The sequence below is a fragment of the Pseudomonas sp. NBRC 111132 genome (genome assembly GCF_001320565.1).
GTDB classification, from domain to species: Bacteria; Pseudomonadota; Gammaproteobacteria; order Pseudomonadales; family Pseudomonadaceae; genus Aquipseudomonas; species Aquipseudomonas putida_P.
In genome coordinates this window covers 15,537-38,611 of record NZ_BCBI01000060.1, presented here as the reverse complement: position 1 = coordinate 38,611, position 23,075 = coordinate 15,537, and the positions used below count along the sequence as shown (strand labels likewise).

Sequence of the window (23,075 nt, the reverse complement as noted above, 5' to 3'; positions counted from 1 at the left end):
ATCTGAAGGGCGCTGAAAATCCAACGCCATGCTCTGCCGGCCTAAGGCAGGAACAACCTGAACAACCCCCCCCCCAGCGCCCCGCCATTGGAGATCTCGATCCGCCCGCGCACCCCGCCGCTTTCATGCAGTGCCGCGATCCGCGCCGCGAAGTACAGGCCAAGGCCGGTGCTGCCGCTGGTCGAGTCGATGCCCTGGATGTACTCCTCCTGGCGCTCGAGCATGTGCTTGGGATAACCCGGGCCGTCATCGTTGACGCAGATAGCCAACTGGTTGTCGGCCTCTTCGATGGTAATCAGCAAGGCGTGCCCGGCAAAGCGGGTGGCGTTGGTGATGACGTTGGCGATTACCGAGGCCACCAGCTCACGGTCGAAGAAGCCAAGCGGGTTGTCGGTGTCGATGCGCCAGGTGGCGAGGATGTCGTTGTGCTTGAGCACTTCCTGGTGCGCCGCCAACTGCGCTTCAATGAAATCATCCAGTTCGTGGTAGTCCGGGCACACCGGCAACTGGTTGATGCCCAGTTTGTACAGCCCAAGCAGCTGTACCAGCATGCCGTTGAGGTGGCGAAACTCGTGCTCCATGATCCCCTGCTCGGCACCACCGCGCAGCTCTTCGGGCAAGCGCTCCACCCACTGGCTATGGGACTGGATCAGCGCTGACAGAGAGCTTTTGAGGTCGTGCACGGTGGAGGCGATCACCGTGGAAAAATCCAGCCCCTGATTGTCTTGATTCATGCGCCGAACACTCGGATGTGCAGTTTGCGGTAACGGTCATAGCGATTGTCGCTGGCAGGGATACCGGCGACGCTGGTCAAGGCGTCCTGGCATTCCTGCATGATCGCGGGCTGAGGGTTGTCACCGCCGATGCGCAGCAGCGCCTGGGCGGTGTTGAGGGCGATGCTGATGTTCTTCGGCTGCATACCCAGCGCTTTGCGGAACAGTTGCAACGCCTCGCCAAGCTGCCCTCCCTGGTAACTGCGTACACCCTGGCGATTGAGGGTGACCGCTTCGGTAATGGCGTTGAGCACGCTGGGGTCGTCCGTCAGCTTGCCCACTTTTTCCATGACCTTCGGGTCATCGCCATAACTTTCCACACAGCTCTTCAGCACGCCGATGGCGGCGGCTTCCTGCCCCATTGCCTGCAACTGCGCAGCAACGGTCAGGGCCGAATCGACCGAGAAGAACTGGTTCATCTTGTCCAGGCGCTGGATCGCCTGTTCGGTCAGCTTGCCGGCTGTTTCCGGGTCGCCCGCCTGCTGCAGGCTGGCAGCCTTCATCATCCGCGCACGCACTTGCAAGCCCTGGTCCTCGGGGTTTTCCTTGGCCACTTCGCTGAGCGTGGTGTTGATTTCGACACGAGTACGGGCATCCAGGCCGAAGCCTGCGTTCTTGCTCATCAGCGCCTGCACCAGGCCGAGGTTGTTTTCGGCGTCCTTGTAGCGCGAGCTCTGGCCCTGATTCACCGCATGGCGGAACGCCTTCGATGCACTCTCGAAGTCTTCGTTTTCCAGCGCCAGCTTGCCCAGCGTCGATTGCCGACGCACAGACAGAGGCGATAAACGTACGGCTTCTTCAAGCAGGTTCTGCGCGCGTCGGGTATCACCCTGAGCCACCAGCACCTCGGCCATGCCATCGTAAAGGCCTGGCATGATCGGGAACGCCTTGAGCGCCTGCTCGTAGACACCTTGGGCCTGGGCGTTCTGGCCACGCTTGTGCATCAGTGCACCCAACGCGGCGTACACCCACGGCTGCGGGCGGCTGGCCAGGATGGCCTTGAGGAACTTTTCAAGTTCCTCAAAACGGTTGAGGTTGCGCAGGGCATCGGCCCGGTAGCGCAAGCACAGCGGTGCCAGGCGCGGGTCCTTCTTGCACAACTCGGCACAAGCGGCCAGCACTTCAGCCGGGCGATTGCGGTCCAGCGCCTGCAGGATCGGTTTGAGCAGCGTCTTGCGCTGGAACAGTTTCTCGACGCGCTGCGCCAGGCCAACCCGGTTGAAGGGTTTGGTCAGGTAAGCATCGGGCTCGTGCTCGATGGCGCTGAGCACGATGGCCTGGCTACTCTCGGCAGTGACCATGATGAACACGCACTCATGGCTGATGTGCTTGTCGATGATCAGGTCTTCGAGCACCTGTTGGCCGTTCTTCTTGCCGTCACCCAGGTGGAAGTCCTGCAGGATGAAGTCATAGCGCTTCTGCGCGCACATGCGCAGCGCCTGCTCGCCGCTGTCAGCGGTGTCCACGTCGCGCACGCCCAACTCACGCAACATGGAACGGGTCGACGTGCGAAAGTCGGTAAAATCGTCGACGATCAGAAAGCTCTTTTGCCCGTACTGCAGCATCAACACGACCTGCCTTGGAATGATTGAAAAATCGCGCGAGGCGATGCCACCGATCGCTGTATCGGCAGCCGGTCGGGAAAGATGAGGGTAGAGCATTACCGGCCACAAACCATGGCCTCATGCCATCACTTTAACGAGCAATGACCTGCAGAGCCAGTATCACGCCAGCAACCCCAGCGTTTTTGCCTTTGCCACCGCCTGGGTGCGTCGCTCAACCCCCAACTTGCTGTTGATGTGGCTGGCGTGGGTCTTCACGGTGTGCAAGGAAATGAAAAGCCGCTCGCTGATCTGCTGGTTGGAACAGCCCTGGGCAATCAGTTCGAGCACGGCCAGTTCGCGGCCGCTCAGCGCCTCGCCGGTGCCTGTGCTGGCGGAGGGCACTGGCGGCAGGTGCTTGAGCAGTTCGGCTTGAACCGGGCAAGCGGCCGCTGGCTGCAGTTGCTCATGAAGCCATTGCGGGTGCTTTTCCAGAATTGGCTGGAACGGTTGCAGCACACCGCCATGGGCTGCCTCCAGCAAACCTGGCAGCAACTGCGCGGCCTGCCCTTCCCTGCCTTCGTCCAGCAGTTGGGAAAGCCATTGGCAAAGGGCACTGACGGTGAGCATCATGCCGCCACTGGCCTGGCCACGCGCTACCAGGCTTGCCAGGCGTTGCACGGCATCCTCGCCACGCAACTGGATGCGCTCGAGCAAAGCCTGCTGCAACGCAATATGCAACGGCAGCAGCGGGTGGAACTCCGGTGCTGCTGCCGGTTGCTCGCCACCGTAGGTCTGGCCCAGACGCAGCAGCCAGGACTCGGCCAGATCGGTTCGCCCCTGGGCCAGCCACAGTTCGCATTTGACCAGGGTAATCATGGCCAGGTAATAGACCGGGGGCACGTCCCAGATATGCATCAGGCGCTCGGCCTCGGCCAATTCGGCAAAGGCTTCGGCAAAGTGCCCTTCCCGGCCATCGAGCGTGGCAATCACGCAATGACCGATGAGCACACTGATGTCTCGGCACGCCCGCGCCTCGCCCAGCCCTGCACGCAAGCGTGCTCGGCCCTGGGCCGGCTGCAGGCGTGAGACCAGCAGGTAGCCTTCGTAAAGCGTCAGGCGCGCACGCACGGCATACAGCCGCTGCGCCGAAAGCCCCTGCAGGCGTTGCAGGCCCTGGCGCACTTCGTCCAGTGCGCGCAGCACCTCGCCACGGGCGTGCAGCACTCGCGCCCGGTCGTAATGGGCCAGGGCCTCGAACAACGGGTTGCCGACCCGTTGGGCCAGCTCCAGGGCTTCGCGGTTCCAGCCTCGGGCCCGCCAGAAGTCGCCATCGGCAATGGCCAGGTTGGACAGCGTCGACAAACACACCAGGCGTTGGCCATAACGCTTGCTCGGCAGGCTCTGTAGCGCCTCGCCGCAATAGGCCAGGGTGCGTTCGCGGTCGCCACGGCCACGGGCAATGACCCCACTCAGCGCCAGCCACTGGGCCAGCATCGACTTTTGCGCGGTTGCCGAAGGCGCGGGTAGAAAACGGCTGAGGTAGCCGGCCAGTTCCTCGGCTGCGTCCAGCTGGCAAGCCAGGCCCAACGCCCAGCTGTACAGCACGATCAACCGTGGCGTGCTGATCAGCAGGCTGTCGGGCAGGTCCATCTTCCAGCGCAGCAACATACCGACGTTCTGTTCGGCCAGCAGTTGCTCCTCGGACAGGCTCTGCACCAGGTCTGCGGCGACATCCAGGTGGCCGGCACGCAATGCCTGCTCCACAGCTTCGTCCAGCAGGCCCTGGGTTTCGAACCAACGGCAGGCCCGTATGTGCAGGCCAGCTAGCGGCTCGCTGGCCTGGCGGCTGCGCAACAGGTCGGAGAACAAGTGGTGATAGCGGAACCAGTGGCCATGCTCGTCCAGCGGCACCAGGAACACCTGATGCGCCTGCAGGAAGCGCAGGATCGCGGCACTGTCGTGGCGGCCCCGCAGCGCATCACATAGCGGGGCGCAGAAACGCTCCTGGCAGGCGGTTTCGTACAAGAAGGCCTGCACGTCCACGGGCAGCATGTCGATGACTTCTTCGAGCAAGTAGTCGCGGATCAGGCCCTCGCCGCCATGCAACGCCTGGGGCAAGGCTTGCTCGTCAGCGCTGTCGCTGGCCGCCAGCTGCCAGAAGCGCAACCCGGCCACCCAGCCGTCGCTGCGCTGAATAAGGTTGTCCAGGGCCTGACCGCGCAGGCCCGTGGGCTGGCGGCCAATCACTGCCAGCGCCTCATCCGCGGTGAGGCGCAGGTCCTGCTCGTTGAGCTCGACCAGCTGCCGTGACAGGCGCAGGCGCGCCAGGTGCCAGTCTGGCCGCTGGCGGCTGGTAACCAGCAACACAAGGCCGGGGGGCAGGTGATTGAGGAAGAACTGCAGGCAGCGGTCAAGCACCGGCCCCTGGGCCAGGTGATAGTCGTCCAGCACCAGCAGCAGCGGCGTATCGGCTTGCAGGTACAGCGCCAGCTCGTCGAGCAGGCCGTCGAGCCACTCTTCGAAGGCGAACGGCTGGTGGCGCTGGCGCATTTTCAGCAGCCCCATGGCCTGGCCGCCCAGTGCTGGGCAGTACTGCTGCAGGCCTTCGAGCAGGCGTTCAAGGAAGCGGCCAGGGTCGGCGTCGCGCTGGCTCAGGCCTAGCCACAAGCTGCGCCAGTGTTCGGGCAGCGCTTCGGAAAATTCGATGGCCAGGGAGCTTTTGCCGAAACCTGCCGGGGCATTGACCAGCAGCAGCCGCCCGCCCAGGCCGGCGTGCAGACGCTGACACAGACGCTGGCGCGGCACATGGCCGTCCGGCAACGGAGGCCGGAAGAAACGCCCGTCCAGCAGGCCCAGGGCCTGACTCGCGAATCCATGCGTACGGGACAGATCTGTCATGGCCGGCTCGTTCTGGTTGGAAGACTACGGCGGTATGGATGTTTGCGAGACTAGCGGGTAACGCGGCGCATTTGAAGATGATGGGCGCAATTGCCACGGAAAAGACTGCGACAAAAAGCAACATGGCTGATGGACAGAGGCCGTAGCGGGGGTGTGGGTGGGTATTCAGCAGATTTATTGCCTGTTCTGGCCTCTTCGCGGGCAAGACCGCGTAGAGGCCAGAACAGAAAAATAGAAACGCCCCGGCAAGCCGGGGCGTTCTGGGGATCACACGGAGTTAGTGGTGTTCAGCTTAGCGAATACCCGACTGGCGCAGCGCCGCTGGTTGGAAGTCGGCCTTGCTGGCACTGAAACCGAAGTCGTAGGCACGCTTCTCTTCGTTCTTCATGCCCAGGGCCAGATAACGACCGGACTGCAGGTCGTAGATGGCTTCCAGGGTGTACCACGGCACCTCGACGTTGTAATACGGCTGGGCGTGGGCCTCGGACACGCGCCACAGCTGGCCACGGCCGTCGTACTGGTCGATGACGGCAGCCTGCCAGGTGTCTTCATCGATGTAGAAGTCACGCTTGGCATAGATGTGTCGCTGGCCCGGTTTGAGGGTTGCGACCACGTGCCACACGCGGCGCAGCTCGTAACGGGTCAGGTCCTGGTTGATGTGCCCGGCCTTGATGATGTCGGCATATTTCAGCTTGGGGTCATCGAGTTTGAAGGCGTTCGACGCGATGTACAGCTCCTTCTTGCCTTCCAGCTTCCAGTCATAGCGGTCAGGTGCACCGTTGAACATGTCCAGGTTGTCGGAGGTACGCAGGCCATCGGCAGCGGTACCCGGGCCGTCATAGGACACTTGCGGCGCCTGGCGCACGCGACGCTGGCCGGCGTTGTAGATCCACGCCTTGCGCGGCTCCTTCACCTGGTCGAGGGTTTCGTGCACCAGCAGCACGGTCCCAGCCAGGCGCGCGGGCGCGGTCACTTCCTGCTTGAAGTAGAACAGGATGTTGCCTGGGTTGTTCGGGTCGTAGTCCTTCATCTTGTCACGGAAGACGAACTGGTCGGAGAAGTACACCGGGTTGAACGAGCCGTTCTGCTGCGGCGTAGCTTGGGTGACCAGGCGGCTGACACTGCCGCCACGGTAGCGGGTGATGTGGTTCCAGATCACTTCCAGGCCGGTTTTCGGGATCGGGAACGGTACCGCCGTGCGGAAGTTGTTCAGGCCGTTGCCGCCCTCGACCAGGGTGGTCTTGGTGGCGTTTTCCTTGATGGCCGCGAACACATCGGCCGGGACGGTTGAACCTCGATGGGTTTTGAACACCGGGATCTTGAAGGTGTCCGGGTAGCGCTTGAGCATGGCCAGCTGGCCTGGCGAGAGCTTGTCCTTGTACTGGTCGGCGTTTTGCGCCGTGATGGTGAACAGCGGCTTGTCACTGCCGTACGGGTCGGACAGGAAGCCCTTGCCGTCGACGCTGCCCGCCGTTTTCGACAGCGGCTCCCACGCGCCGATGGAGCCGTCGGCATTGCCGGCCTTTTCCGCCCCCATTGGGGTCAGGGTGCTACCCAGCTTGGCCGCCTCGTCAGCGGATACCGCAGCCATGACACTGGTCGCCAGCAGGGACAGGCCCAGCACACCGGCTTGCAGCAGACTTCTGGTCTTGTTCATGTCGTGTCGTCCTGGATCTGAATGCTTAGAAGTTCACGCCGAAGCTGAGGGCGACGAAGTCGCGGTCATCCACGGTGCTGTACTTGCCGTCGAAGAAGTTGGTGTACGACAGGCTTGCCGTGTAGGTGTTCTGGTATTCGGCATCCAAGCCCAGGCTGACAGCCTTGCGGCCTTCCTCGAAGTTGGCGCCAGGGCCCGGCGAGTAGCCGGACACGTCATGCGACCAGGCCACGCTCGGTTTCAGGTTCACCCCAGCGAATACGTCGTTGTAATCCCAGATGACACGGGCGCGATAACCCCAGGACGTGCTGGTGGTGTAGCCATCGTTCTCGCATTTGCGGTTCAGGTTGGTGGTGGATGCACCGGCACCGGCGCCGGCGATGGTGCTGGCGTTGAGCGCCTGGCAGGTGTCCGCTCCGCCCGTGGACGGCAATGGGCCAGGGCCGAACACCGGGTCGCGGCCATAACGGGTATCGTGCGCATTCTCCAGGCCGCCGACGTGGGTGACGCCCAGTTCGCCCACCACGGTCATGCGGCTAGCGCCCATCACTTGGTCGAAGAAGTGCGTCAAGGTGGTCTGGAACTGGGTGATCTCTTTACGGCGATAGCCGTGCAGGTCCTGGCCCGGTGTACCCGCCAGCAGCGAAGCATTGGTCAGTGCGCCGCCCAGAGGACGAACACCGGCAAACAGGATATCGGTGGTGTTCAACTGTACCGGCGCGTTGGGCCGGTAGCTGATCTCACCGCTCCATGCCGTGCCGGTTGGCAAGGTGGTGGAGAAACTGAGGCCGTAGAGTCGAATATCTTCCGGGTACTCGACGAAGTACTGCGAATTGCCCGCCACGATCAAGGGTGCCAAGGCTCGCAGCTGTGCCGGCAGGCCGGCGATACCGGAGAACACCGAAGCCGGGGCGCCGGTGGCGCTGAAGATTGGCGCACGGCTGTGGTAGTTCATGAAGTAGGCACCGAATTCGGTGTCCAATGGCTCGAACATGTAGCGCATGGCCACGCCGAACTGCCCGCTGTCACGCGCGTCGCGGTCAGCGCCACGGCGCACCATCACACCCTCTTCGTTGATGTTCACGCCCTGGGTAGCAAGGAATTGCTGGGCCGCGCCCGGCACCGTACGGCTGCTGTTCAGCACGCGCAGGTTGTCGGTACAGCCGTCGGCAATGATGTCCGGCTGCGAGAAGAAGGTGCCGCAGTTGTCGACGACCGTCTGGTCCCATTCAAGCTGGTAGAAGGCCTCAGCCGACAGGTTGTCGGTCAGGCTCTGGGAGATGTAGAACATGTTGACCGGGATCAGGCCTTCCTTGATCTCGGCCCCTGGGCGGCGAAACGCCGACACGTCGATGGGGTTGATCGAGTTGATGCCGCCGCCGATGAAGGTACTTTCACCCCAGCTCACCACCTGCTTGCCAAAGCGCACCGAACCGGGCTGATCGCCGATGGAGTAGTTGTGGTAGACGAAGGCGTCGAGCAGCTCGGCGCCGGACGACTTGGCGCCCTCCTTGCGGTTGGAGTCGCTGATGTCCTTGAACTCGCGGCCTTCGTCCTTCAGCTCGAAGTCGTACCAATACTTGCCACGCACGAACACGCCGGTGTCGCCGTACTTGAGCTCCAGGTCATGGATGCCTTTGAAGATCTTGGAGAAGGTTTCGCCCTTCTTGAAGTTCAGGTGGCCATCGTCGGATGTCTGCGACAGGCCCTTACCGCCATTGTTCACCCCGATCAGGTTCTTGTTGGGGTTGGCCGTCGACCAGCTGGCGCCGATGGAGAGCGACGAGTCGAACTGGCCTTCGATTTCACCCATGTTGAAGCTGACAGCGAAAGCAGGACTTGCGAGCGTGGAAGCAAGGCTGACGGCCAAGGGCAACTTGGCCCGGCGCCAGAACAGGTTTGCAGATTTCATCGACGCTACTCCATGTACTTTATTGTTATGGCAGTGAGTCCTTTCAAGAACGGCCCGAGCGACCGGTTTGCAGGTTTGCACCCGCGGCGACACGGTTTGCGCGTGTTGCCCTCCCCCATTCCTGAAAATCCCCTGGCCCCGACTATAGCCAGCAAGGCACAGGCGCTTGATCCCTCTAAAGTGTGATTTGCGCTCCATGCCGCCAACTCGCTGCTATTTGTCCCGATTGCGTGCTGGCAGTGCTCAAGGATGGCGCATTTTTGCCATTTGGCAAGGCGCCAGCCTCTCTAGCATGCGGGTCGCGTTCTGACGCACACGACCCGCAAAGCAGTTACAAGGTGGAAAGGAACGCGCTGTTGCTGGCCTGCCATTGGACGATGTCCTGGCGGATGCGTTTCTTGTCGAGCTTGCCGACGCTGGTCTTGGGAATTTCAGTAACAACGGCGATCTGGCTTGGAATCGCCCACTTGTTGATGTGACCTTGCTCGACAAACGGCTTGAGGTGCTCCTTCAGCGACTTGGCGTCGATGGCGTGGCCATCACGCACCACCAGCAGGGCAAACGGACGCTCACCCCATTGCGGGTCGGCCACCCCCACCACCGCCACTTCGCGCACCGCCGGGTGGCGGCTGACCAAGTCTTCCAGGTCGAGTGAGGAAACCCACTCGCCACCGGTCTTGATCACATCCTTGATGCGATCGCGGATGTCGATGTAACCCATACCGTCGAGGGTGGCGACATCGCCGGTGTGCAGCCAGCCACCCTGCCACAGCTCCTCGCTCTTTTCCGGTTCCTTGAAGTAACCCATGGTCAGCCACGGCGCACGCAACACCAGCTCGCCTTGTGTCTCACCGTCTGCTGGCAGGAAGTTACCGTCGCCATCGACGATGGCTGCCTCGACCAGTGGCACCGGCACACCGGCCTTGATGCGGTAGGTAACACGCTCATCCTCGCTGCCGGCCTGCAACTCATCGTTAAGGTGGGCGGCGGAGATCAGCGGGCAGGTTTCCGACATGCCATACGCAGCAGTCAGCTGGATGCCACGTGCCAGAGCGGCCTGATACAACGAGCGGTTGAGCGAGCTGCCGCCAATGATGATCTTCCAGCCGCCGAAATCCTGCCCTTGCGAAGTCGGGCAGTTGAGCAGCATCTGCAGGATGGTCGGCACGCAATGGGAGAAAGTGACCTTCTCCTCGCGCCAGAGCTTGACCAGCATGTCTGGCTCGTAGCGCCCAGGGTACACCTGCTTCATCCCGAGCATGGTGGCAGCGTAAGGGATGCCCCAGGCATGCACATGGAACATCGGAGTGATCGGCATGTACACGTCGTTACTGCCCAGCAGCCGCACGCTGTCGATACTGCCGGTGACCGAGGCCTCGGCCAGTGTGTGCAGCACAAGCTGACGATGACTGAAATACACACCCTTGGGGTTACCGGTGGTGCCGGTGGTGTAGAAGGTGGTGGCCACCGAGTTCTCGTCGAAGTCAGGGAAGTCGTAGCGCGGGCTGGCGGCGGCCAGCAGTTGCTCGTACTCGCCGACCAGGTCGGGCAAATCGGCGGTCTTGTCCGGGCCGTCGGTCAACAACAAGGTCTTGTCGACGGTGGTCAACTGCCCGGCGATGGCCTGGTACAAGCCGACGAAGTCGCTATTGACCAGCACCACGCGGTCTTCGGCGTGGTTCATGGTGTAGAGGATCTGCTCGGGCGACAGGCGCACGTTGATGGTGTGCACCACGGCGCCGATCATCGGAATGGCGAACATGCATTCCAGGTAACGATGGCTGTCCCAGTCCATCACCGCGACGGTGTCACCGGCCTTTACCCCGGCCTCGGTCAGCACATTGGCCAGGCGTGCGATGCGCTCGTTGAGCTGTGGATAAGTAAGCCGCAACTGGTCGCGGTAGACGATTTCGCGGGTCTTTTCATAGCGGCAGCCAGACATCAGCAGGCGTTTGATCAGCAGTGGGTAGGCGTAGGCGCCCTCGGCGGGCTTGATGATGCGGGTCTGCAACATGGGTATCCCTTTTCTGAAAAGCGGGCCAGACAAATGTGGTAACCACTGTAGTTCGCCAATGTGACGGCTAAATCAGCCGAAGGAATGATTTGGCTACGCGGGGTATGAGTGGCATTGTCCGAGTGATGGATCATCCCTGCCCTGCCAACGGAGCCTTACTGATGCCCAGCCCGCGTCGCGCTGTGTTTCTCGACCACCAATCCCTAGATCTTGGTGACCTCGACCTTTCCCCGTTACGAAGCCAGTTCGATGAGCTCGAACTGTTCGATGCAACCCGCCCGGACCAGGTAAGCCAACGCCTGCAGGGCGCCGTCGCAGTGGTCAGCAACAAGGTCATGCTCGACGCCGCGACCCTGGCCGCCAACCCGCAGCTCAAGCTGATTCTGGTGGCCGCCACCGGCACCAACAATGTCGACTTGGCAGCAGCCCGCGCCCAAGGCATCACGGTGTGCAACTGCCAGGGCTACGGCACGCCGTCAGTCGCTCAGCATACCCTCGCCCTGTTGCTGGCCCTGGCGACGCGTCTGTGCGACTACAACCAGGCGGTTGCCGACGGCCAGTGGGCCAAGGCCAGCCAGTTCTGCCTGCTGGACTTCCCCATCGTCGAACTGGAAGGCAAAACCCTCGGCTTGCTCGGCCACGGCGAACTGGGCGGCGCGGTGGCACGGCTGGCCGAAGCCTTCGGCATGCGCGTGCTGAGCGGACAGATTCCCGGTCGCCCGGAGCGCGCCGACCGGTTGCCGCTTGACGAACTGCTGCCGCAAGTCGATGCGCTGACCCTGCACTGCCCGTTGAACGAGCATACCCGGCACATGCTCGGCGCTCGCGAACTGGGCCTGCTCAAGCGCAATGCACTGGTTGTCAACACTGCCCGTGGTGGCCTGATCGACGAACAGGCACTGGCCGACGCCCTGCGCAGTGGCCACCTGGGCGGCGCGGCCACCGACGTGCTGAGTGTGGAGCCGCCGGTCAATGGCAACCCATTGCTCCAACCCGACATCCCGCGCCTGATCATCACCCCGCACAGCGCCTGGGGCGCGGTGGAATCGCGCCAGCGCATCGTTGGCCAGCTCAGCGAAAACGCCCAGGCCTTCTTCGCTGGTCAGCCACGCCGCGTGGTCAGCTGAGCCCGGCGCCGGCCTCTGCTACACTGCGCCACTTTTTTCCAGGAGGCGTCGTCCATGGACCCGCGCAGTGAAGTGTTGCTCCGCCAGGCAGAGCTGTTCCAGGGGCCGCTGCTGATCGCTGGCGCCCCCGCCGACGACCTGCTCGGCCAGTTGCCCCAGGCCCAGGCCTGGACCTGGCATGCCGGCGATCAGGCCATGCTCGACAGCCGCTTTGCCGGCCGCAGCCACTATGCGGTCGAGCCGCCCGACCTGCCCTTCGACAGTGCCGTGCTGTTCCTGCCCAAGTCCCGCGAGCTGGCCGCCTACCTGCTCAACGCCCTGGCGTCGCGCCTGGCCGGCCGCGAGCTGTACCTGGTCGGCGAAAAACGCGGCGGCATCGAAGGGGCGGCCAAGCAGCTGCAGGCCTTTGGCAAGCCACGCAAGCTGGACAGCGCTCGCCATTGCCAACTGTGGCAAGTGACCATCGACCAGGCACCGCAGGCAAAACCGCTGGAAAGCCTGGCCGAGCGCTTCGAGCTGGCCCTGGAAGACGGCCCGCTGCAAGTGGTCAGCCTGCCGGGTGTATTCAGCCATGGTCGCCTCGATCGGGGTACCGCCCTGCTGCTCAAACACCTCGATGGCCTACCCGACGGCCACATGCTGGACTTTGGCTGTGGTGCCGGGGTGCTGGGTGCCACGCTCAAGCGCCGTTACCCACAAAGCCGGGTGACCATGCTGGATGTGGATGCCTTCGCCGTGGCCGCCAGCCGCCTGACGCTGGCCGCCAACGGCCTGGAAGGCGACGTGATCAGCGGAGATGGCATTGACGCAGCCCCCACCGAACTGAGCCTTATCCTGAGCAACCCGCCGTTCCACACCGGCGTACACACCAATTATCAAGCTTCGGAGAACTTGCTGAAAAAATCAGCCGTTCATCTGCGAAAAGGTGGCGAAATGCGCCTGGTGGCCAACAGCTTCCTGCGCTACCAGCCGCTGATCGAAGGGGCATTGGGCAACTGCCAGGTACGCGACGAGGCCGATGGTTTCCGCATCTATCAGGCAACGCACGGATAAAAACAGCGCTTGCCGAAAGCGTTTTGCCTAGGCAGAATCCGCACCGTCCTAGGGGAGTAGTCTCCCGCGAGCACCCAGCTCGCCCGGTACGCGTCAACATACTTGGTCCACAGACCATGGCGCGTGCGACCCGCCATGCCAGCCTGCATGGAGAGATCCGCATAGACGGATCCAGGGTTTGACAAGACCTATGACACGCACACCTTACCCGGGGCGGGGAGGCTGTACGTGTCATAGCCGTGTCGACCCGCCCCCGTAGGAATCCTGATGCTGGAATCTCTGCTGGTCCCCACCGCTATCGTTGCCCTCGCCGAAATCGGCGACAAGACGCAACTGCTCGCGCTCATTCTCGCGGCTCGCTTTCGCAAACCCTGGCCGATCATCGCCGGCATCATCGCCGCCACCTTGGCCAACCATGCGGCGGCCGGTGCCGTAGGGGCGTGGTTCGGCAGTTTCTTCAGCGACTCGGCACTGCACTGGATCCTGGCCGCGAGCTTTACCGCCACAGCGCTGTGGACCCTGGTACCGGACAAGATGGATGACGACGAGAACCCGGCACGCCGCTTCGGGCCGTTCCTGACCACGCTGATTGCGTTCTTCCTGGCCGAAATCGGTGACAAGACCCAGGTTGCCACGGTGATGCTGGCAGCACAGTACCCGCACCTGATCATGGTCATCCTCGGCACCACCCTGGGCATGCTGATTGCCAACGTGCCGGTGGTTCTGGCGGGTAACTTCGCGGCAGACAAACTGCCGTTGACGCTGATTCGTCGCCTGGCGGCCACGGCGTTCTTCGTCCTGGCGATCGTGGCCGTGTACTCGGCAATGAAGGCCAGTGGCTGGGTAGGTTAAGCAGGGAAGCGGGGCCGCAAAGCGGCCCCAGGGTTCACACAGTTACGGCTTGGCCGCGGCCTGATACAGCGGCATCACCTTCGGAATTGCCGCCTGCAGCGAAGCAATGCGGCTTTCCGACGCCGGGTGAGTGCTCATGAACTCAGGCGGTGCACCCTCGGAAGCCTTGCTCATCTTGTTCCACAAGGTGATCGCGGCATTCGGGTCATAACCGGCACGCGCCGACAGCTCCAGGCCAATCAGGTCGGCCTCGTTTTCGTTGGCCCGGCTGTTGGGCAAGGTCATGGCGTAGTTCACCACGGTGTCGGCCATGGCCATGCTGCTCTGGCCGAGGCCGAAGATGGCACCGGCACCCTGACGGGCCATTTCCACACCGTACGCCTTGGACATGGCCTCGCGGCTGTGCTCACGCAGGGCGTGGGCAATCTCGTGCCCTACCACTGCGGCAATTTCCGCATCGCTGAGCTTGAGCTGATCGATCAGGCCGGTATAGACGATAATCTTGCCGCCCGGGCCGCAGTTGGCGTTGAGTTCGTCACTCTTGATCACGTTGACTTGCCAGTCCCACTGCGCGGCATCCGGGCGGAACTTGGGCGCCTGGGCGATCAGTCGGTTGGCAATGACCTGCACCCGCTTGGCATCGGCACTGGACTTGTCGAGCACACCCTTGCTCGAGGCCTCACCCAGGGTTTGCTGGTACGACTGGGCGTACATCTGGTTGACCTCATCGGTCGAGAGCATGCTGAACATGTACTGCTGACGCTCGACGCCAACAGCACCTCCGCTGGTGGTGTTCACCGCCTGGCAGCCGGCCAGCAGGATGCCAGCACTCAGCAGGCTGACGACAAAAGACTTACGCATGAAAACACTCCCTATCCACATGCGGCGTATCCTAGGCCGAGTCGCCATTGGCTGCCATAGCCACAGGGAAGATTTATCAAACCGGGGTGAGGCACTCCGGCGCATCCAGTTTCGGGTCATTGACGAAATTGGCCAAGGCCCGCTCACGCAACACCGCAGGCGGGCTGGCCAGCAGCTCGTGCAGGCGGGCAATTGGCGTATCCGGGTCAAGCCAGGCCGCCTGCCCGGCCTCATCCAGTATCAGCGGACGGCGCTGGTTCATGGCCGCCTGGGTCACCACCGCGCAGCTCAGCCACACCTGGTCCTGCACCGGGTAGGCTTCCCACACCGCCGCGAAGTACAGCGAGGCGCCCTCCCCCGGGGTCAACCAGTATGGGCGCTTACGCACGCTGCCCCGCCACTCGTAAAAGCCGTTGGCCGGCATCAGGCAGCGGCGCTGGCGAAATGCTTCACGAAACATCGGCTGCTCTGCCAGGGTTTCAGCGCGGGCGTGGGCCGGGGTGCGGGACAGGTCGGTGAGCCAGGCCGGGGTCAGCCCCCAGCGCGCCTTGACCAGTTGCTGCTGGCCGTCGAGCTGACGCTGGATCAGCACCGAAGCCCCGGGCGAGATATTCCATTGGGCCGGCTGACCGACAGGAAAGCCCGGCAGACTGGCAAGGGCCTGGGGCCAGCGAAACAGGGCGTAACGTCCACACATGGGCGAATTCAGAACCTAGCAGATCAAGGTACCGGGGAAACTCTCCGGTTCGTCGCCAACCAGTGGCTGGGCGTCATTGTACGCATCGATCAGTTGCCGTGCGTACTCGGCCTGCTCATCGGCCACCGCAAGCCCCAGCAGCCCTTGCAGCGGCAGCTCGCCCACACCGCCCATCAAGTCACGGCCCACCAGTTGCACGTCGACGCCCTCACTGGCCAGCATACCGACCAGCATTTCGGCTTCGAGCAGGTTTTCCGGTTCGTAGATCCGCCGCATCAGTCATTCTCACCAAAGACATCCAGCATCCACTCCTCGCCATGCACCTGCAGCACGAAACGGATAGGCTTGCAGCACACCTGGCAATCCTCGATGTACTCCTGATCGCCACCGGACAGGTCCACCGTGGTTTCGACTTCTTCGCCACAATAAGGGCAATCGTAGATCGCAGTTTCCAGCATCGCGGCCTCCGGGGTGACTTATGCGTATAATTGCCGGTCTGTTTACAGGGCCTATGTGCGTCCGAGCCGTTTTTCGGAGCCCGCCCCTACCTATTACCCTAGCCGTTTCCAACAAGAGAGCATGATGGGCGAATTCGATGCCATCCGACCGTACGACGACGCTGAGGTCCCTGCCGTTCTGGCACGCCTGCTCAGCGACCCGGCATTCCTCGATATCCTCACCCACTTCCGCTTCCCGCGTGCGGCTGGTGCTCTCGGCTGGTTGCTCAAGCCGTTGATTGCACGCCGCCTGCGCAAGGAATTCGCCGGCGTCACCTGCGTTTCCACCCTGCAGGACAAAGTCGAGTATTACGTCGACCAGACCATCGACCGCGCCACTGACGGCGTTACCTATTCCGGCGTGGAACAACTCAAGGCCGGCACCGCCTACCTGTTCCTGGCCAACCACCGCGACATCGTCATGGACCCGGCCTTCGTCAACTACGCGGTGTACCATGCCGGCCTGCCCACGCCACGCATCGCCATTGGCGACAACCTGCTGCAAAAGCCCTTTGTCAGCGACATGATGCGCCTGAACAAGAGCTTCATCGTGCACCGCTCGATCAGCGGCCGGCGTGAGAAGCTGGCGGCTTACCAGCTGCTTTCGGCCTATATCAACCACTCGATCCGCAACGATGCTACGTCGATCTGGATCGCCCAGGCAGAAGGCCGGGCCAAGGACGGTGACGACCGCACCGACTCGGCGATCCTCAAGATGTTCCACATGAGCCGCAAGGACGAGCCGTTCGGTGCGGTGATCCAGAGCCTGAACCTGACGCCGGTGTCGATCAGCTACGAATACGACCCGTGTGACCAGGCCAAGGCCCGCGAGCTGTACATCCGCGCCACCACCGGTACCTACAAGAAGGCGCCAGGCGAGGACGACAACAGCATCGCCAAGGGCATTACCGGCTACAAGGGCCGGGTGCACATCAACTTCGCCCCGCCAGTGACCGCATACCACGAAGACACCAAGCAGCTGGCGTCGGAAATCGACCGGCAGATTCTGGGTGGCTACCGGCTGTTCCCGGTGCATTACCTGGCGTATGCGATGTGGGATGCCAAGGATGAGGCGTTGCAGGTGCCGAGTGCCGAGAAGGTGTTCCCGACGGATGAGCTGGCAAAAGCCAAGGAAGAATGGCAGCGCCGTCTGGATGCCTGCCCTGAAGAGCAGCGGCCATACCTGGTGTTGCAGTATGCGACGCCGGTGCGTAACCAGTATCAGGTCAAGCAGCAGGCACCTGTGGCCTGAAGGATTGTCGGGGCTGCTTTGCAGCCCAATCGCGACACAAGGCCGCTCCTACAGGGGACCGCGATCTCCTGTAGGAGCGGCCTTGTGTCGCGATGGGCCGCAAAGCGGCCCCAATGGTTCTCAGACCCAGGTACTGAACCAGGACAGCAACAACGCCATCGCCAGGCACGAAAAACCGAGAATATAGAAGTACTTCGGCACCCGCAGGTCGAACGCGTCCACTACCCCTTCGTCCACAGCCATGTATTCGCGGGTCTCGGCCTCGCGTCGCCGTGCACTGTGCAGCAGCAAACCGCCTGGGCAGGTCAGCAGCAGCGCCAGCAGGTTGATCAACTTGGTGGGATGGGCGGCCAAAAACCCCCAGAGCACTTGCAAGGACATCACGCGACCTCGGTGTGAGCAGCGGCAAAGGCCCGCATTCTACCCAAGTCGATCTCCGGCGCCCGGTATGGGCGACAAAGTGTCATTAAATTTCATCTGTCATCCGCTCGTCATCTGAGCAGGCCACCCTGTCGGCCTTTCATGACCCGGAGCTTGTTCATGCTGCACGCCGAAAACCAGGACCGCCTCTACCTCGTTGCCCAGAGCGATGAACAACAGGCGTTGATCGATGGTTTTGCCATCAATGTGCAGGACCGCCAGTGGCTGGTCTACTGTGCGCTGGGCGGGCATATGCATGAAGACTTGCCCGAGGTGGATACCGGGACTGGTTTCAGCTTGCTGGACTTCCACATAGCAGCAGCTTGAGCCAGCAATAAAAAAACCCGCTGCCTGGCAGCGGGTTTCCTTTATGCGCCCAAACGCTTACTGGCCCAGCACCTGCCCAATGGTTGGGTCCTTGAACATGCGGGTCAAGGCATCGCTCAGCACGTCGCCCACCAGTTGGGTGTTGGTGTCCTGATTCGGCGCCATGCCGAAACGCTGGTCCAGCGAAGCACCGTAACGGCCGCTGTAGCTGCGACCGCCGTTACGTACGTCGGCACGGAAGGTGGCGCCGATGGTGGCCTCGGTCACGTACAGGTTGTCTTTCGGCGACTGGTATTTCAGTTCGGCCAGGGTCACTGTCAGCTGTGGCGCGTTGTAGGCGTTTGCCGTCGGGGTGAAGCCGAGCAGGCGCACAGCGGCTTCGGCTTGAGCCTGCAGCTTGGGCACCACGTCGTTACCGCTGACGCTGATGGTGCTGGTTTCGGGGTACATGCCACCGCGAGTGCCCAGGGACTGCGATGGGCGGCCATCAACTACCCGGACCACCACTGGCTGGCCATGGCCGACCGGGGCGAGCTGGGCCTTGAGCGTGGGTTGCGGGTTGAGTTGTTGCGGGCTGTGGGCACAACCGACCAGGCTGAGGCTGGCCACGGCGATCAAACCGAACAACAGACGTTGCAACATGCGCGTTTCTCCAGAAAATGCGGCAAAGGCCCACAGTATACCTAGCCAGGCACAGACCAGTCATCGGCCAGCCTCGCTTGTCACAATCGTTTCATGGCCACGCCCTTATCCTTGCGCCAAGCCCTAACGCAAAGGACTCACTGCCATGGCCTCGCTCTGGACTCTGCTCTTCCAACGCCCGCGCCACAACGCCTACGCCCGCCTCGACGCCCAAGGCAAATGCCTGGCCTTCAAGCAATGCAGCCAGGCGCCAAGCGGCAGCGGCTGGGTCCAGGTCGGTGAAATTCAGCTGGCCTGGCTGGGCCGCGAGCTGCCCGCCGACGCCCGTGTTTGCGCGCGTGCAAGCCGCCGTTGGCATCAACGCCTCCTCGCGGCCTGACAAACGCTGCAATAAAAACCACGAATGGCGACATTTCTGCCCGCGACATCGCTATAATCTCCCCCCGATTATAAGGACGTCTCCTGATCGGGCCCCGCACTCGCCGATTGACCCCGGCAACTTCACCGCTTCGCCCACAGAGAGCCTTCCACTCAGGTCTTGCATCGGCTGTCGTGCCTGCTTTTCCGGCCCTTCACACTGCATGAACCTGCGGGTTGCCATCGCGCAGTCCCCTTTTGAGGTTCACGTCTCCAAAAGAGCGTGAAAAAACGGTTTTCACAACTTCACAAGAGTGTGGCGAGCAAATGAACAGTCTGGCATGTGCAAAAGCGGCAGATGTGTCCCGAACAGCCCTGAACAGGCGGCAAATGCGCTCATCCCGTATGAGTGTCTGAACCGTTCCATAACGCACGCACGACACCTTGACCATAAGTCGAATTGCCGCACCTGTGGCAAACGGCGTTCAATACACGAACCCGAAGACTGATTGGCGGTGTCCGCGGAAGTTGCAAGAACTGCGAAAAGTCGGACATGGCGACCCTGGCAAACCCAGGTCCTATGCTGTCAATTAGGTAGCTGTAGATTGTGGAGACGCGTTAAATGGCGCAGAACGAATCGGTTGATGTGGTACTGGTAGGCGCGGGCATCATGAGTGCCACCCTGGCCGTACTGCTCAAGGAGCTTGACCCGACCCTGAAGCTTGAGGTCGTCGAGGCGATGGACTCCGGAGCCGCGGAAAGCTCCAACCCCTGGAACAACGCAGGCACCGGCCACGCCGGCCTGTGCGAGCTGAACTACACGCCGCAGGCCGCCGATGGCAGCATCGACATCAAGAAGGCCGTGCACATCAACACCCAGTTCGAGGTTTCGCGCCAGTTCTGGGCCTACCTGAGCAAGAAGGGCAACTTCGGCTCGGCGCGTGCTTTCATCAACCCTGTCCCACACCTGAGCTACGTCGAGGGTGACAAGGGTGTTTCCTTCCTCAAGAAGCGCTTCGAGTTGCTCAAGCAGCACCACGCCTTCCATGAGATGGAATACACCGAAGACAAGGCCGTGATGAACGACTGGATGCCGCTGATGATGCCTGGCCGCCCGGCCGACCAGCACATCGCCGCTACCCGCGTGGCCAAAGGCACCGACGTGAACTTCGGGGCACTGACCAACAAGCTGCTCAAACTGCTGGGTGACTCGCCGGACGCGCAGGTCAAATACAGCAAGAAGGTTGTCGGCTTGCGCCGTAATGGCAGCGGCTGGACCGTGAGCATCAAGGACGTCAACAGCGGCGGCAGCCGTGAAGTCGACGCCCGCTTCGTCTTCCTCGGTGCTGGCGGCGCGGCCCTGCCGCTGCTGCAATTGTCCGGCATCCCGGAAAGCAAAGGCTTCGGCGGCTTCCCGGTCAGCGGCCAGTGGCTGCGCTGCGACAACCCGGAAATCGTCAAGCAGCACCAGGCCAAAGTGTACAGCCAGGCCGCCGTAGGTGCCCCGCCGATGTCGGTTCCGCACTTGGACACCCGCGTAGTGGACGGCAAGACTTCGCTGCTGTTCGGCCCCTATGCCGGCTTCACCACCAAGTTCCTCAAGCACGGTTCGCTGATGGACCTGCCGCTCTCGGTGCGCATGGGCAACATCGGCCCGATGCTGGCCGTGGCCCGCGACAACATGGACCTGACCAAGTACCTGGTCAGCGAAGTGATGCAGTCGATGGAGCAGCGCCTGGAAGCCCTGCGTCGCTTCTATCCACAGGCCAAGGCCGAAGACTGGCGCCTGGAAGTGGCTGGCCAGCGCGTGCAGATCATCAAGAAAGACCCGAAAAAAGGCGGCGTGCTGCAGTTTGGTACTGAGCTGGTCTCGGCCCAGGACGGCAGCCTGGCCGCGCTGCTCGGCGCATCGCCGGGTGCCTCGGTGACCGTGTCGATCATGCTGGAACTGATCGAGCGCTGCTTCCCCGAGCAGGCCAAGGGTGCCTGGGCTGCCAAGCTCAAAGAAATCTTCCCGGCTCGCGAGAAAACCCTGGCAACCGATGCCGCCCTGTACCACAAGATCAGCGCCGACAACGACGTGGCGCTGGAGCTGGTAGAAAGCAGCCCGGCAGCCAAGCATTACGCCTGATCCGCCCGGTAACGAAAAAACGCCCCTCGGGGCGTTTTTTTGTGGCTGGACCTTGGTCAGCCGCGGGCGTTGTCGATAATCTCGATGTACTCAGGCGCATTGCGCTGGTCGGCAATCTGCTCGACGAAGGTTTTGCCGTGCTCGTCCTTGCCATCCAAGTCCAGGCCTGCTTCGACGAAGAAACCGACAAATCGCTCGAAATCGTCGACGCGCAGGCCACGGTAGGCTTTGACCAGCTTGTGCGCCGACGGCGAGGTCACACCATCGGCCGGCTCGAACTGAAGGAACGACTTGATGTAGTCGTCGCTGATTTCGTCACCGATTACCTGTTTCTTGTCTTTACGCATTGCCGACTCCAACTGGACCATCACGGAATTTCGAAGGCCGGCAGTTTACCCCCCGCAGGCTACGCGCCTCAACGCGTACGTACGGTACCGGTGTGCAGGTCGGCCCAGATGTGGCCGTTGCCGTAGGTGAGAAATTGCACGTACAGGGTTTCGTTGCGCAACAGGTCCATGATTACGCGGTAATCGCTAACCGGGTAATTCAGGCTCAAGGTGCGGCTTTTTTCGTCATACACGGGCTTTTTAAGGCTCTTGGCGGCTTCACCGTCGAAGGTCAGCAGCACCTGAGCGATGGTCGCGCCCTTGCTCAGCGGTTTGCCCTTCAGGCACACCTGCAACGACGAGGTGATCGGGATCGGTTGCTGGTCGGACTGGCGCTGGGCACCTACGACCACCGAATAGTCGGTCACTTGCAGCAATTGCTGGCTGGTCGGTGCTTCCTGGCGCAGGGACTGATCATCGGGTGGCAGGAACTGGCTGTGCAGTGGTGCGGCGGCGAGTGGCAGGCTGACGGCCAGCAGGAGGGGAAGAATCGCACGCATGTGAGGCTCCTTGTATGAAGGAGCACTCTAGCATGCCGGGTACAAGCAACATCAATCGAACTGCGCAAGCATCCAGGCCTGGTATTGGGCGACGCCGTCTTCGCCTTCACGTGGCGCCCAGTGTGCATGTTCACCTTCGCCCACCGGCCGGTATGGGCCGGCCTTGCATTCGAACAGGATGCTGTCCGGCTCCAGCACCACCAACCCATGGTAGGTACCGGGCGCCAGGTCCACACCCAGACAGTCGCCACCCGCTTGCAGCACCCGCTTGTCAGTCACGGCGCCCTGCTCGTCGAAGATCAACAGGCCGAAGCGCCCCTTGAGCACGAGCAAGGTCTCCGCCTTGTCGTCGCTCAGGTGGCGGTGCGGTGGAATGTAGGTGCTCGGCTGCAGCCCGACCGCCATGCGGTGGCAAGGATCTTCCATTTCATGGAAGTTGTGGTGCTGCCGCCCACGCGGGTTGGCAGCAGCCTTTTCGGCCAGCCCGGCGAACAGCGATTGGTCGATGAACGCAGGCTGGCGCATGGTCACAGCCCCTTTACGGCGAAGATGCCGTTAGCGTTGCGCCAGTAACCTTTGTAGTCCATGCCATAGCCGAAGATGTAGCGATCGACACAAGGCAGGCCTACGTAGTTGGCTTTGAGGTCCGGGCTGGCCTTGCGGTCGTGATCCTTGTCGATCAGCACTGCGGTGTACACCGAGCGCGCGCCGGCATGCTTGCAGAACTCGATGATGGCGCTGAGGGTGTGGCCCTCGTCGAGGATGTCGTCGACGATCAGTACGTCGCGATCGATGAAAGAGACTTCCGGCTTGGCCTTCCAGAACAGCTCACCGCCGCTGGTCTGGTTGCGGTAACGAGTGGCATGCAGGTACGAGGCTTCCAGCGGGAACTGCAGGTGGGTCAGCAGTTTGCCGGAGAAGATCAGGCCGCCGTTCATCACGCAGAACACCACGGGGTTCTTGTCGTGCAGGTCCTTGCAGATTTGCTCGCCGACATTGGCGATGGCCGCTTCGACTTCGGCTTCGGTGTACAGGCAGTCAGCTTCACGCATGACTTGACGGATATGCTCGAGATCGGCGGACATGGCGCTCTCCGGGGGGGGCATTTTGGAAAAGCGGGCAAAGGTACGCATCCGCTCGTCACAGATCAAGCATTTATGGACTAACGTCCAGAA

General features: G+C 62.2%; 23 protein-coding genes and 1 riboswitch. Of the genes, 7 read left to right on the top strand and 16 right to left on the bottom strand.

Annotation, left to right across the window (positions count from 1 at the left end):
- Window positions 1-41: 41 nt before the first annotated feature.
- From APH35_RS23215 to APH35_RS23190, 6 genes are all read right to left on the bottom strand, one after another.
- Window positions 42-734: a sensor histidine kinase gene (locus APH35_RS23215; protein WP_012270520.1), complete on the bottom strand. Its 693-nt coding sequence runs from the start codon at window positions 732-734 to the stop codon at window positions 42-44.
- A complete protein-coding gene (locus APH35_RS23210) occupies window positions 731-2,338 on the bottom strand; it encodes a tetratricopeptide repeat-containing response regulator (RefSeq protein ID WP_012270519.1) in 1,608 nt (535 codons plus the stop codon). Before APH35_RS23210 ends, APH35_RS23215 begins: the two co-directional genes overlap by 4 nt.
- Window positions 2,339-2,497: 159 nt before the next feature.
- Window positions 2,498-5,215 carry a LuxR C-terminal-related transcriptional regulator gene (locus APH35_RS23205; RefSeq protein WP_060494157.1) on the bottom strand — a complete coding sequence of 906 codons (2,718 nt, stop codon included), beginning with the start codon at window positions 5,213-5,215 and terminating at the stop codon, window positions 2,498-2,500.
- Window positions 5,216-5,507: 292 nt separating this feature from the next.
- Window positions 5,508-6,872, bottom strand: a complete 1,365-nt coding sequence (locus tag APH35_RS23200) for a DUF1329 domain-containing protein (protein WP_012270517.1) — start codon at window positions 6,870-6,872, stop codon at window positions 5,508-5,510.
- A gap of 25 nt (window positions 6,873-6,897) precedes the next feature.
- Entirely contained in the window at window positions 6,898-8,784 is a 1,887-nt protein-coding gene (locus APH35_RS23195; protein ID WP_012270516.1) for a DUF1302 domain-containing protein, read from the bottom strand.
- Window positions 8,785-9,115: 331 nt separating this feature from the next.
- Window positions 9,116-10,798 (bottom strand): fatty acid--CoA ligase, encoded by a 1,683-nt coding sequence (locus APH35_RS23190; RefSeq protein ID WP_060515595.1) that lies wholly within the window; start codon window positions 10,796-10,798, stop codon window positions 9,116-9,118.
- Window positions 10,799-10,959: 161 nt separating this feature from the next.
- Between APH35_RS23190 and APH35_RS23185 the strand changes: the two genes are divergently transcribed.
- From APH35_RS23185 to APH35_RS23175, 3 genes are all read left to right on the top strand, one after another.
- Complete coding sequence (locus tag APH35_RS23185; protein ID WP_012270514.1) at window positions 10,960-11,925, top strand: 2-hydroxyacid dehydrogenase; 966 nt, start codon at window positions 10,960-10,962, stop codon at window positions 11,923-11,925.
- A 54-nt stretch (window positions 11,926-11,979) separates the two neighbouring features.
- The gene (locus tag APH35_RS23180; protein WP_012270513.1) at window positions 11,980-12,978 is read left to right on the top strand and encodes a class I SAM-dependent methyltransferase; all 999 of its coding nucleotides are present in this window, start codon (window positions 11,980-11,982) and stop codon (window positions 12,976-12,978) included.
- A gap of 39 nt (window positions 12,979-13,017) precedes the next feature.
- Window positions 13,018-13,158: riboswitch (yybP-ykoY riboswitch) on the top strand.
- Between the two features lie 87 nt (window positions 13,159-13,245).
- Window positions 13,246-13,830 carry a TMEM165/GDT1 family protein gene (locus APH35_RS23175; protein WP_012270512.1) on the top strand — a complete coding sequence of 195 codons (585 nt, stop codon included), beginning with the start codon at window positions 13,246-13,248 and terminating at the stop codon, window positions 13,828-13,830.
- Window positions 13,831-13,872: 42 nt separating this feature from the next.
- On the opposite strand, the gene APH35_RS23170 is transcribed toward APH35_RS23175, so the two are convergent.
- From APH35_RS23170 to APH35_RS23155, 4 genes are all read right to left on the bottom strand, one after another.
- Window positions 13,873-14,691: a M48 family metallopeptidase gene (locus tag APH35_RS23170; protein ID WP_012270511.1), complete on the bottom strand. Its 819-nt coding sequence runs from the start codon at window positions 14,689-14,691 to the stop codon at window positions 13,873-13,875.
- 76 nt (window positions 14,692-14,767) lie between these two features.
- On the bottom strand, window positions 14,768-15,388 hold the full coding sequence (locus APH35_RS23165; RefSeq protein WP_060515594.1) for an SOS response-associated peptidase: 621 nt from the start codon (window positions 15,386-15,388) through the stop codon (window positions 14,768-14,770).
- 15 nt (window positions 15,389-15,403) lie between these two features.
- Window positions 15,404-15,664, bottom strand: a complete 261-nt coding sequence (locus tag APH35_RS23160; RefSeq protein WP_012270509.1) for a putative signal transducing protein — start codon at window positions 15,662-15,664, stop codon at window positions 15,404-15,406.
- The gene (locus APH35_RS23155) at window positions 15,664-15,846 is read right to left on the bottom strand and encodes a CPXCG motif-containing cysteine-rich protein (protein WP_012270508.1); all 183 of its coding nucleotides are present in this window, start codon (window positions 15,844-15,846) and stop codon (window positions 15,664-15,666) included. Before APH35_RS23155 ends, APH35_RS23160 begins: the two co-directional genes overlap by 1 nt.
- Window positions 15,847-15,967: 121 nt before the next feature.
- Between APH35_RS23155 and APH35_RS23150 the strand changes: the two genes are divergently transcribed.
- Complete coding sequence (locus APH35_RS23150; RefSeq protein WP_171577254.1) at window positions 15,968-17,137, top strand: 1-acyl-sn-glycerol-3-phosphate acyltransferase; 1,170 nt, start codon at window positions 15,968-15,970, stop codon at window positions 17,135-17,137.
- Window positions 17,138-17,257: 120 nt separating this feature from the next.
- Here APH35_RS23150 and APH35_RS23145 read toward each other — a convergent pair whose 3' ends face one another.
- Window positions 17,258-17,518 (bottom strand): hypothetical protein, encoded by a 261-nt coding sequence (locus APH35_RS23145; protein WP_060494159.1) that lies wholly within the window; start codon window positions 17,516-17,518, stop codon window positions 17,258-17,260.
- A gap of 159 nt (window positions 17,519-17,677) precedes the next feature.
- Here APH35_RS23145 and APH35_RS23140 point away from each other — a divergent pair, with 159 nt between their 5' ends.
- Window positions 17,678-17,884 carry a hypothetical protein gene (locus tag APH35_RS23140; RefSeq protein ID WP_060494160.1) on the top strand — a complete coding sequence of 69 codons (207 nt, stop codon included), beginning with the start codon at window positions 17,678-17,680 and terminating at the stop codon, window positions 17,882-17,884.
- Window positions 17,885-17,941: 57 nt separating this feature from the next.
- Here APH35_RS23140 and APH35_RS23135 read toward each other — a convergent pair whose 3' ends face one another.
- Entirely contained in the window at window positions 17,942-18,526 is a 585-nt protein-coding gene (locus APH35_RS23135; protein ID WP_012270504.1) for a YajG family lipoprotein, read from the bottom strand.
- A gap of 145 nt (window positions 18,527-18,671) precedes the next feature.
- Here APH35_RS23135 and APH35_RS23130 point away from each other — a divergent pair, with 145 nt between their 5' ends.
- The gene (locus APH35_RS23130) at window positions 18,672-18,905 is read left to right on the top strand and encodes a hypothetical protein (protein ID WP_012270503.1); all 234 of its coding nucleotides are present in this window, start codon (window positions 18,672-18,674) and stop codon (window positions 18,903-18,905) included.
- Between the two features lie 600 nt (window positions 18,906-19,505).
- Window positions 19,506-21,014 carry a malate dehydrogenase (quinone) gene (mqo, locus tag APH35_RS23125; RefSeq protein ID WP_012270502.1) on the top strand — a complete coding sequence of 503 codons (1,509 nt, stop codon included), beginning with the start codon at window positions 19,506-19,508 and terminating at the stop codon, window positions 21,012-21,014.
- Between the two features lie 56 nt (window positions 21,015-21,070).
- Here mqo and APH35_RS23120 read toward each other — a convergent pair whose 3' ends face one another.
- The 4 genes from APH35_RS23120 to APH35_RS23105 all read right to left on the bottom strand — a co-directional run bounded on the left by APH35_RS23120 (window position 21,071) and on the right by APH35_RS23105 (window position 22,985).
- On the bottom strand, window positions 21,071-21,361 hold the full coding sequence (locus tag APH35_RS23120; RefSeq protein ID WP_012270501.1) for a PA4642 family protein: 291 nt from the start codon (window positions 21,359-21,361) through the stop codon (window positions 21,071-21,073).
- 68 nt (window positions 21,362-21,429) lie between these two features.
- Window positions 21,430-21,900 carry a hypothetical protein gene (locus tag APH35_RS23115; RefSeq protein ID WP_060515593.1) on the bottom strand — a complete coding sequence of 157 codons (471 nt, stop codon included), beginning with the start codon at window positions 21,898-21,900 and terminating at the stop codon, window positions 21,430-21,432.
- Window positions 21,901-21,951: 51 nt separating this feature from the next.
- Window positions 21,952-22,425, bottom strand: coding sequence for a WbuC family cupin fold metalloprotein (locus APH35_RS23110; protein WP_012270499.1), 474 nt, complete (start codon window positions 22,423-22,425; stop codon window positions 21,952-21,954).
- 2 nt (window positions 22,426-22,427) lie between these two features.
- Window positions 22,428-22,985 carry a hypoxanthine-guanine phosphoribosyltransferase gene (locus APH35_RS23105; protein ID WP_012270498.1) on the bottom strand — a complete coding sequence of 186 codons (558 nt, stop codon included), beginning with the start codon at window positions 22,983-22,985 and terminating at the stop codon, window positions 22,428-22,430.
- Between the last annotated feature and the right edge of the window lie 90 nt (window positions 22,986-23,075).

What these genes read in the sequence shown, in the direction of transcription:
- APH35_RS23205 (WP_060494157.1), bottom strand. Translation starts at nt 5,215, where the DNA reads ATGACAGATCTGTCCCGTACGCATGGATTCGCGAGTCAGGCCCTGGGC.
- APH35_RS23180 (WP_012270513.1), top strand. Translation starts at nt 11,980, where the DNA reads ATGGACCCGCGCAGTGAAGTGTTGCTCCGCCAGGCAGAGCTGTTCCAG.
- APH35_RS23210 (WP_012270519.1), bottom strand. Translation starts at nt 2,338, where the DNA reads ATGCTGCAGTACGGGCAAAAGAGCTTTCTGATCGTCGACGATTTTACC.
- APH35_RS23130 (WP_012270503.1), top strand. Translation starts at nt 18,672, where the DNA reads ATGGCCTCGCTCTGGACTCTGCTCTTCCAACGCCCGCGCCACAACGCC.
- APH35_RS23115 (WP_060515593.1), bottom strand. Translation starts at nt 21,900, where the DNA reads ATGCGTGCGATTCTTCCCCTCCTGCTGGCCGTCAGCCTGCCACTCGCC.
- APH35_RS23200 (WP_012270517.1), bottom strand. Translation starts at nt 6,872, where the DNA reads ATGAACAAGACCAGAAGTCTGCTGCAAGCCGGTGTGCTGGGCCTGTCC.
- APH35_RS23165 (WP_060515594.1), bottom strand. Translation starts at nt 15,388, where the DNA reads ATGTGTGGACGTTACGCCCTGTTTCGCTGGCCCCAGGCCCTTGCCAGT.
- APH35_RS23135 (WP_012270504.1), bottom strand. Translation starts at nt 18,526, where the DNA reads ATGTTGCAACGTCTGTTGTTCGGTTTGATCGCCGTGGCCAGCCTCAGC.
- APH35_RS23185 (WP_012270514.1), top strand. Translation starts at nt 10,960, where the DNA reads ATGCCCAGCCCGCGTCGCGCTGTGTTTCTCGACCACCAATCCCTAGAT.
- APH35_RS23105 (WP_012270498.1), bottom strand. Translation starts at nt 22,985, where the DNA reads ATGTCCGCCGATCTCGAGCATATCCGTCAAGTCATGCGTGAAGCTGAC.
- APH35_RS23155 (WP_012270508.1), bottom strand. Translation starts at nt 15,846, where the DNA reads ATGCTGGAAACTGCGATCTACGATTGCCCTTATTGTGGCGAAGAAGTC.
- APH35_RS23150 (WP_171577254.1), top strand. Translation starts at nt 15,968, where the DNA reads ATGATGGGCGAATTCGATGCCATCCGACCGTACGACGACGCTGAGGTC.
- APH35_RS23215 (WP_012270520.1), bottom strand. Translation starts at nt 734, where the DNA reads ATGAATCAAGACAATCAGGGGCTGGATTTTTCCACGGTGATCGCCTCC.
- APH35_RS23175 (WP_012270512.1), top strand. Translation starts at nt 13,246, where the DNA reads ATGCTGGAATCTCTGCTGGTCCCCACCGCTATCGTTGCCCTCGCCGAA.
- APH35_RS23195 (WP_012270516.1), bottom strand. Translation starts at nt 8,784, where the DNA reads ATGAAATCTGCAAACCTGTTCTGGCGCCGGGCCAAGTTGCCCTTGGCC.
- APH35_RS23160 (WP_012270509.1), bottom strand. Translation starts at nt 15,664, where the DNA reads ATGCGGCGGATCTACGAACCGGAAAACCTGCTCGAAGCCGAAATGCTG.
- APH35_RS23190 (WP_060515595.1), bottom strand. Translation starts at nt 10,798, where the DNA reads ATGTTGCAGACCCGCATCATCAAGCCCGCCGAGGGCGCCTACGCCTAC.
- APH35_RS23170 (WP_012270511.1), bottom strand. Translation starts at nt 14,691, where the DNA reads ATGCGTAAGTCTTTTGTCGTCAGCCTGCTGAGTGCTGGCATCCTGCTG.
- APH35_RS23145 (WP_060494159.1), bottom strand. Translation starts at nt 17,518, where the DNA reads ATGTCCTTGCAAGTGCTCTGGGGGTTTTTGGCCGCCCATCCCACCAAG.
- APH35_RS23110 (WP_012270499.1), bottom strand. Translation starts at nt 22,425, where the DNA reads ATGCGCCAGCCTGCGTTCATCGACCAATCGCTGTTCGCCGGGCTGGCC.
- APH35_RS23120 (WP_012270501.1), bottom strand. Translation starts at nt 21,361, where the DNA reads ATGCGTAAAGACAAGAAACAGGTAATCGGTGACGAAATCAGCGACGAC.
- mqo (WP_012270502.1), top strand. Translation starts at nt 19,506, where the DNA reads ATGGCGCAGAACGAATCGGTTGATGTGGTACTGGTAGGCGCGGGCATC.
- APH35_RS23140 (WP_060494160.1), top strand. Translation starts at nt 17,678, where the DNA reads ATGCTGCACGCCGAAAACCAGGACCGCCTCTACCTCGTTGCCCAGAGC.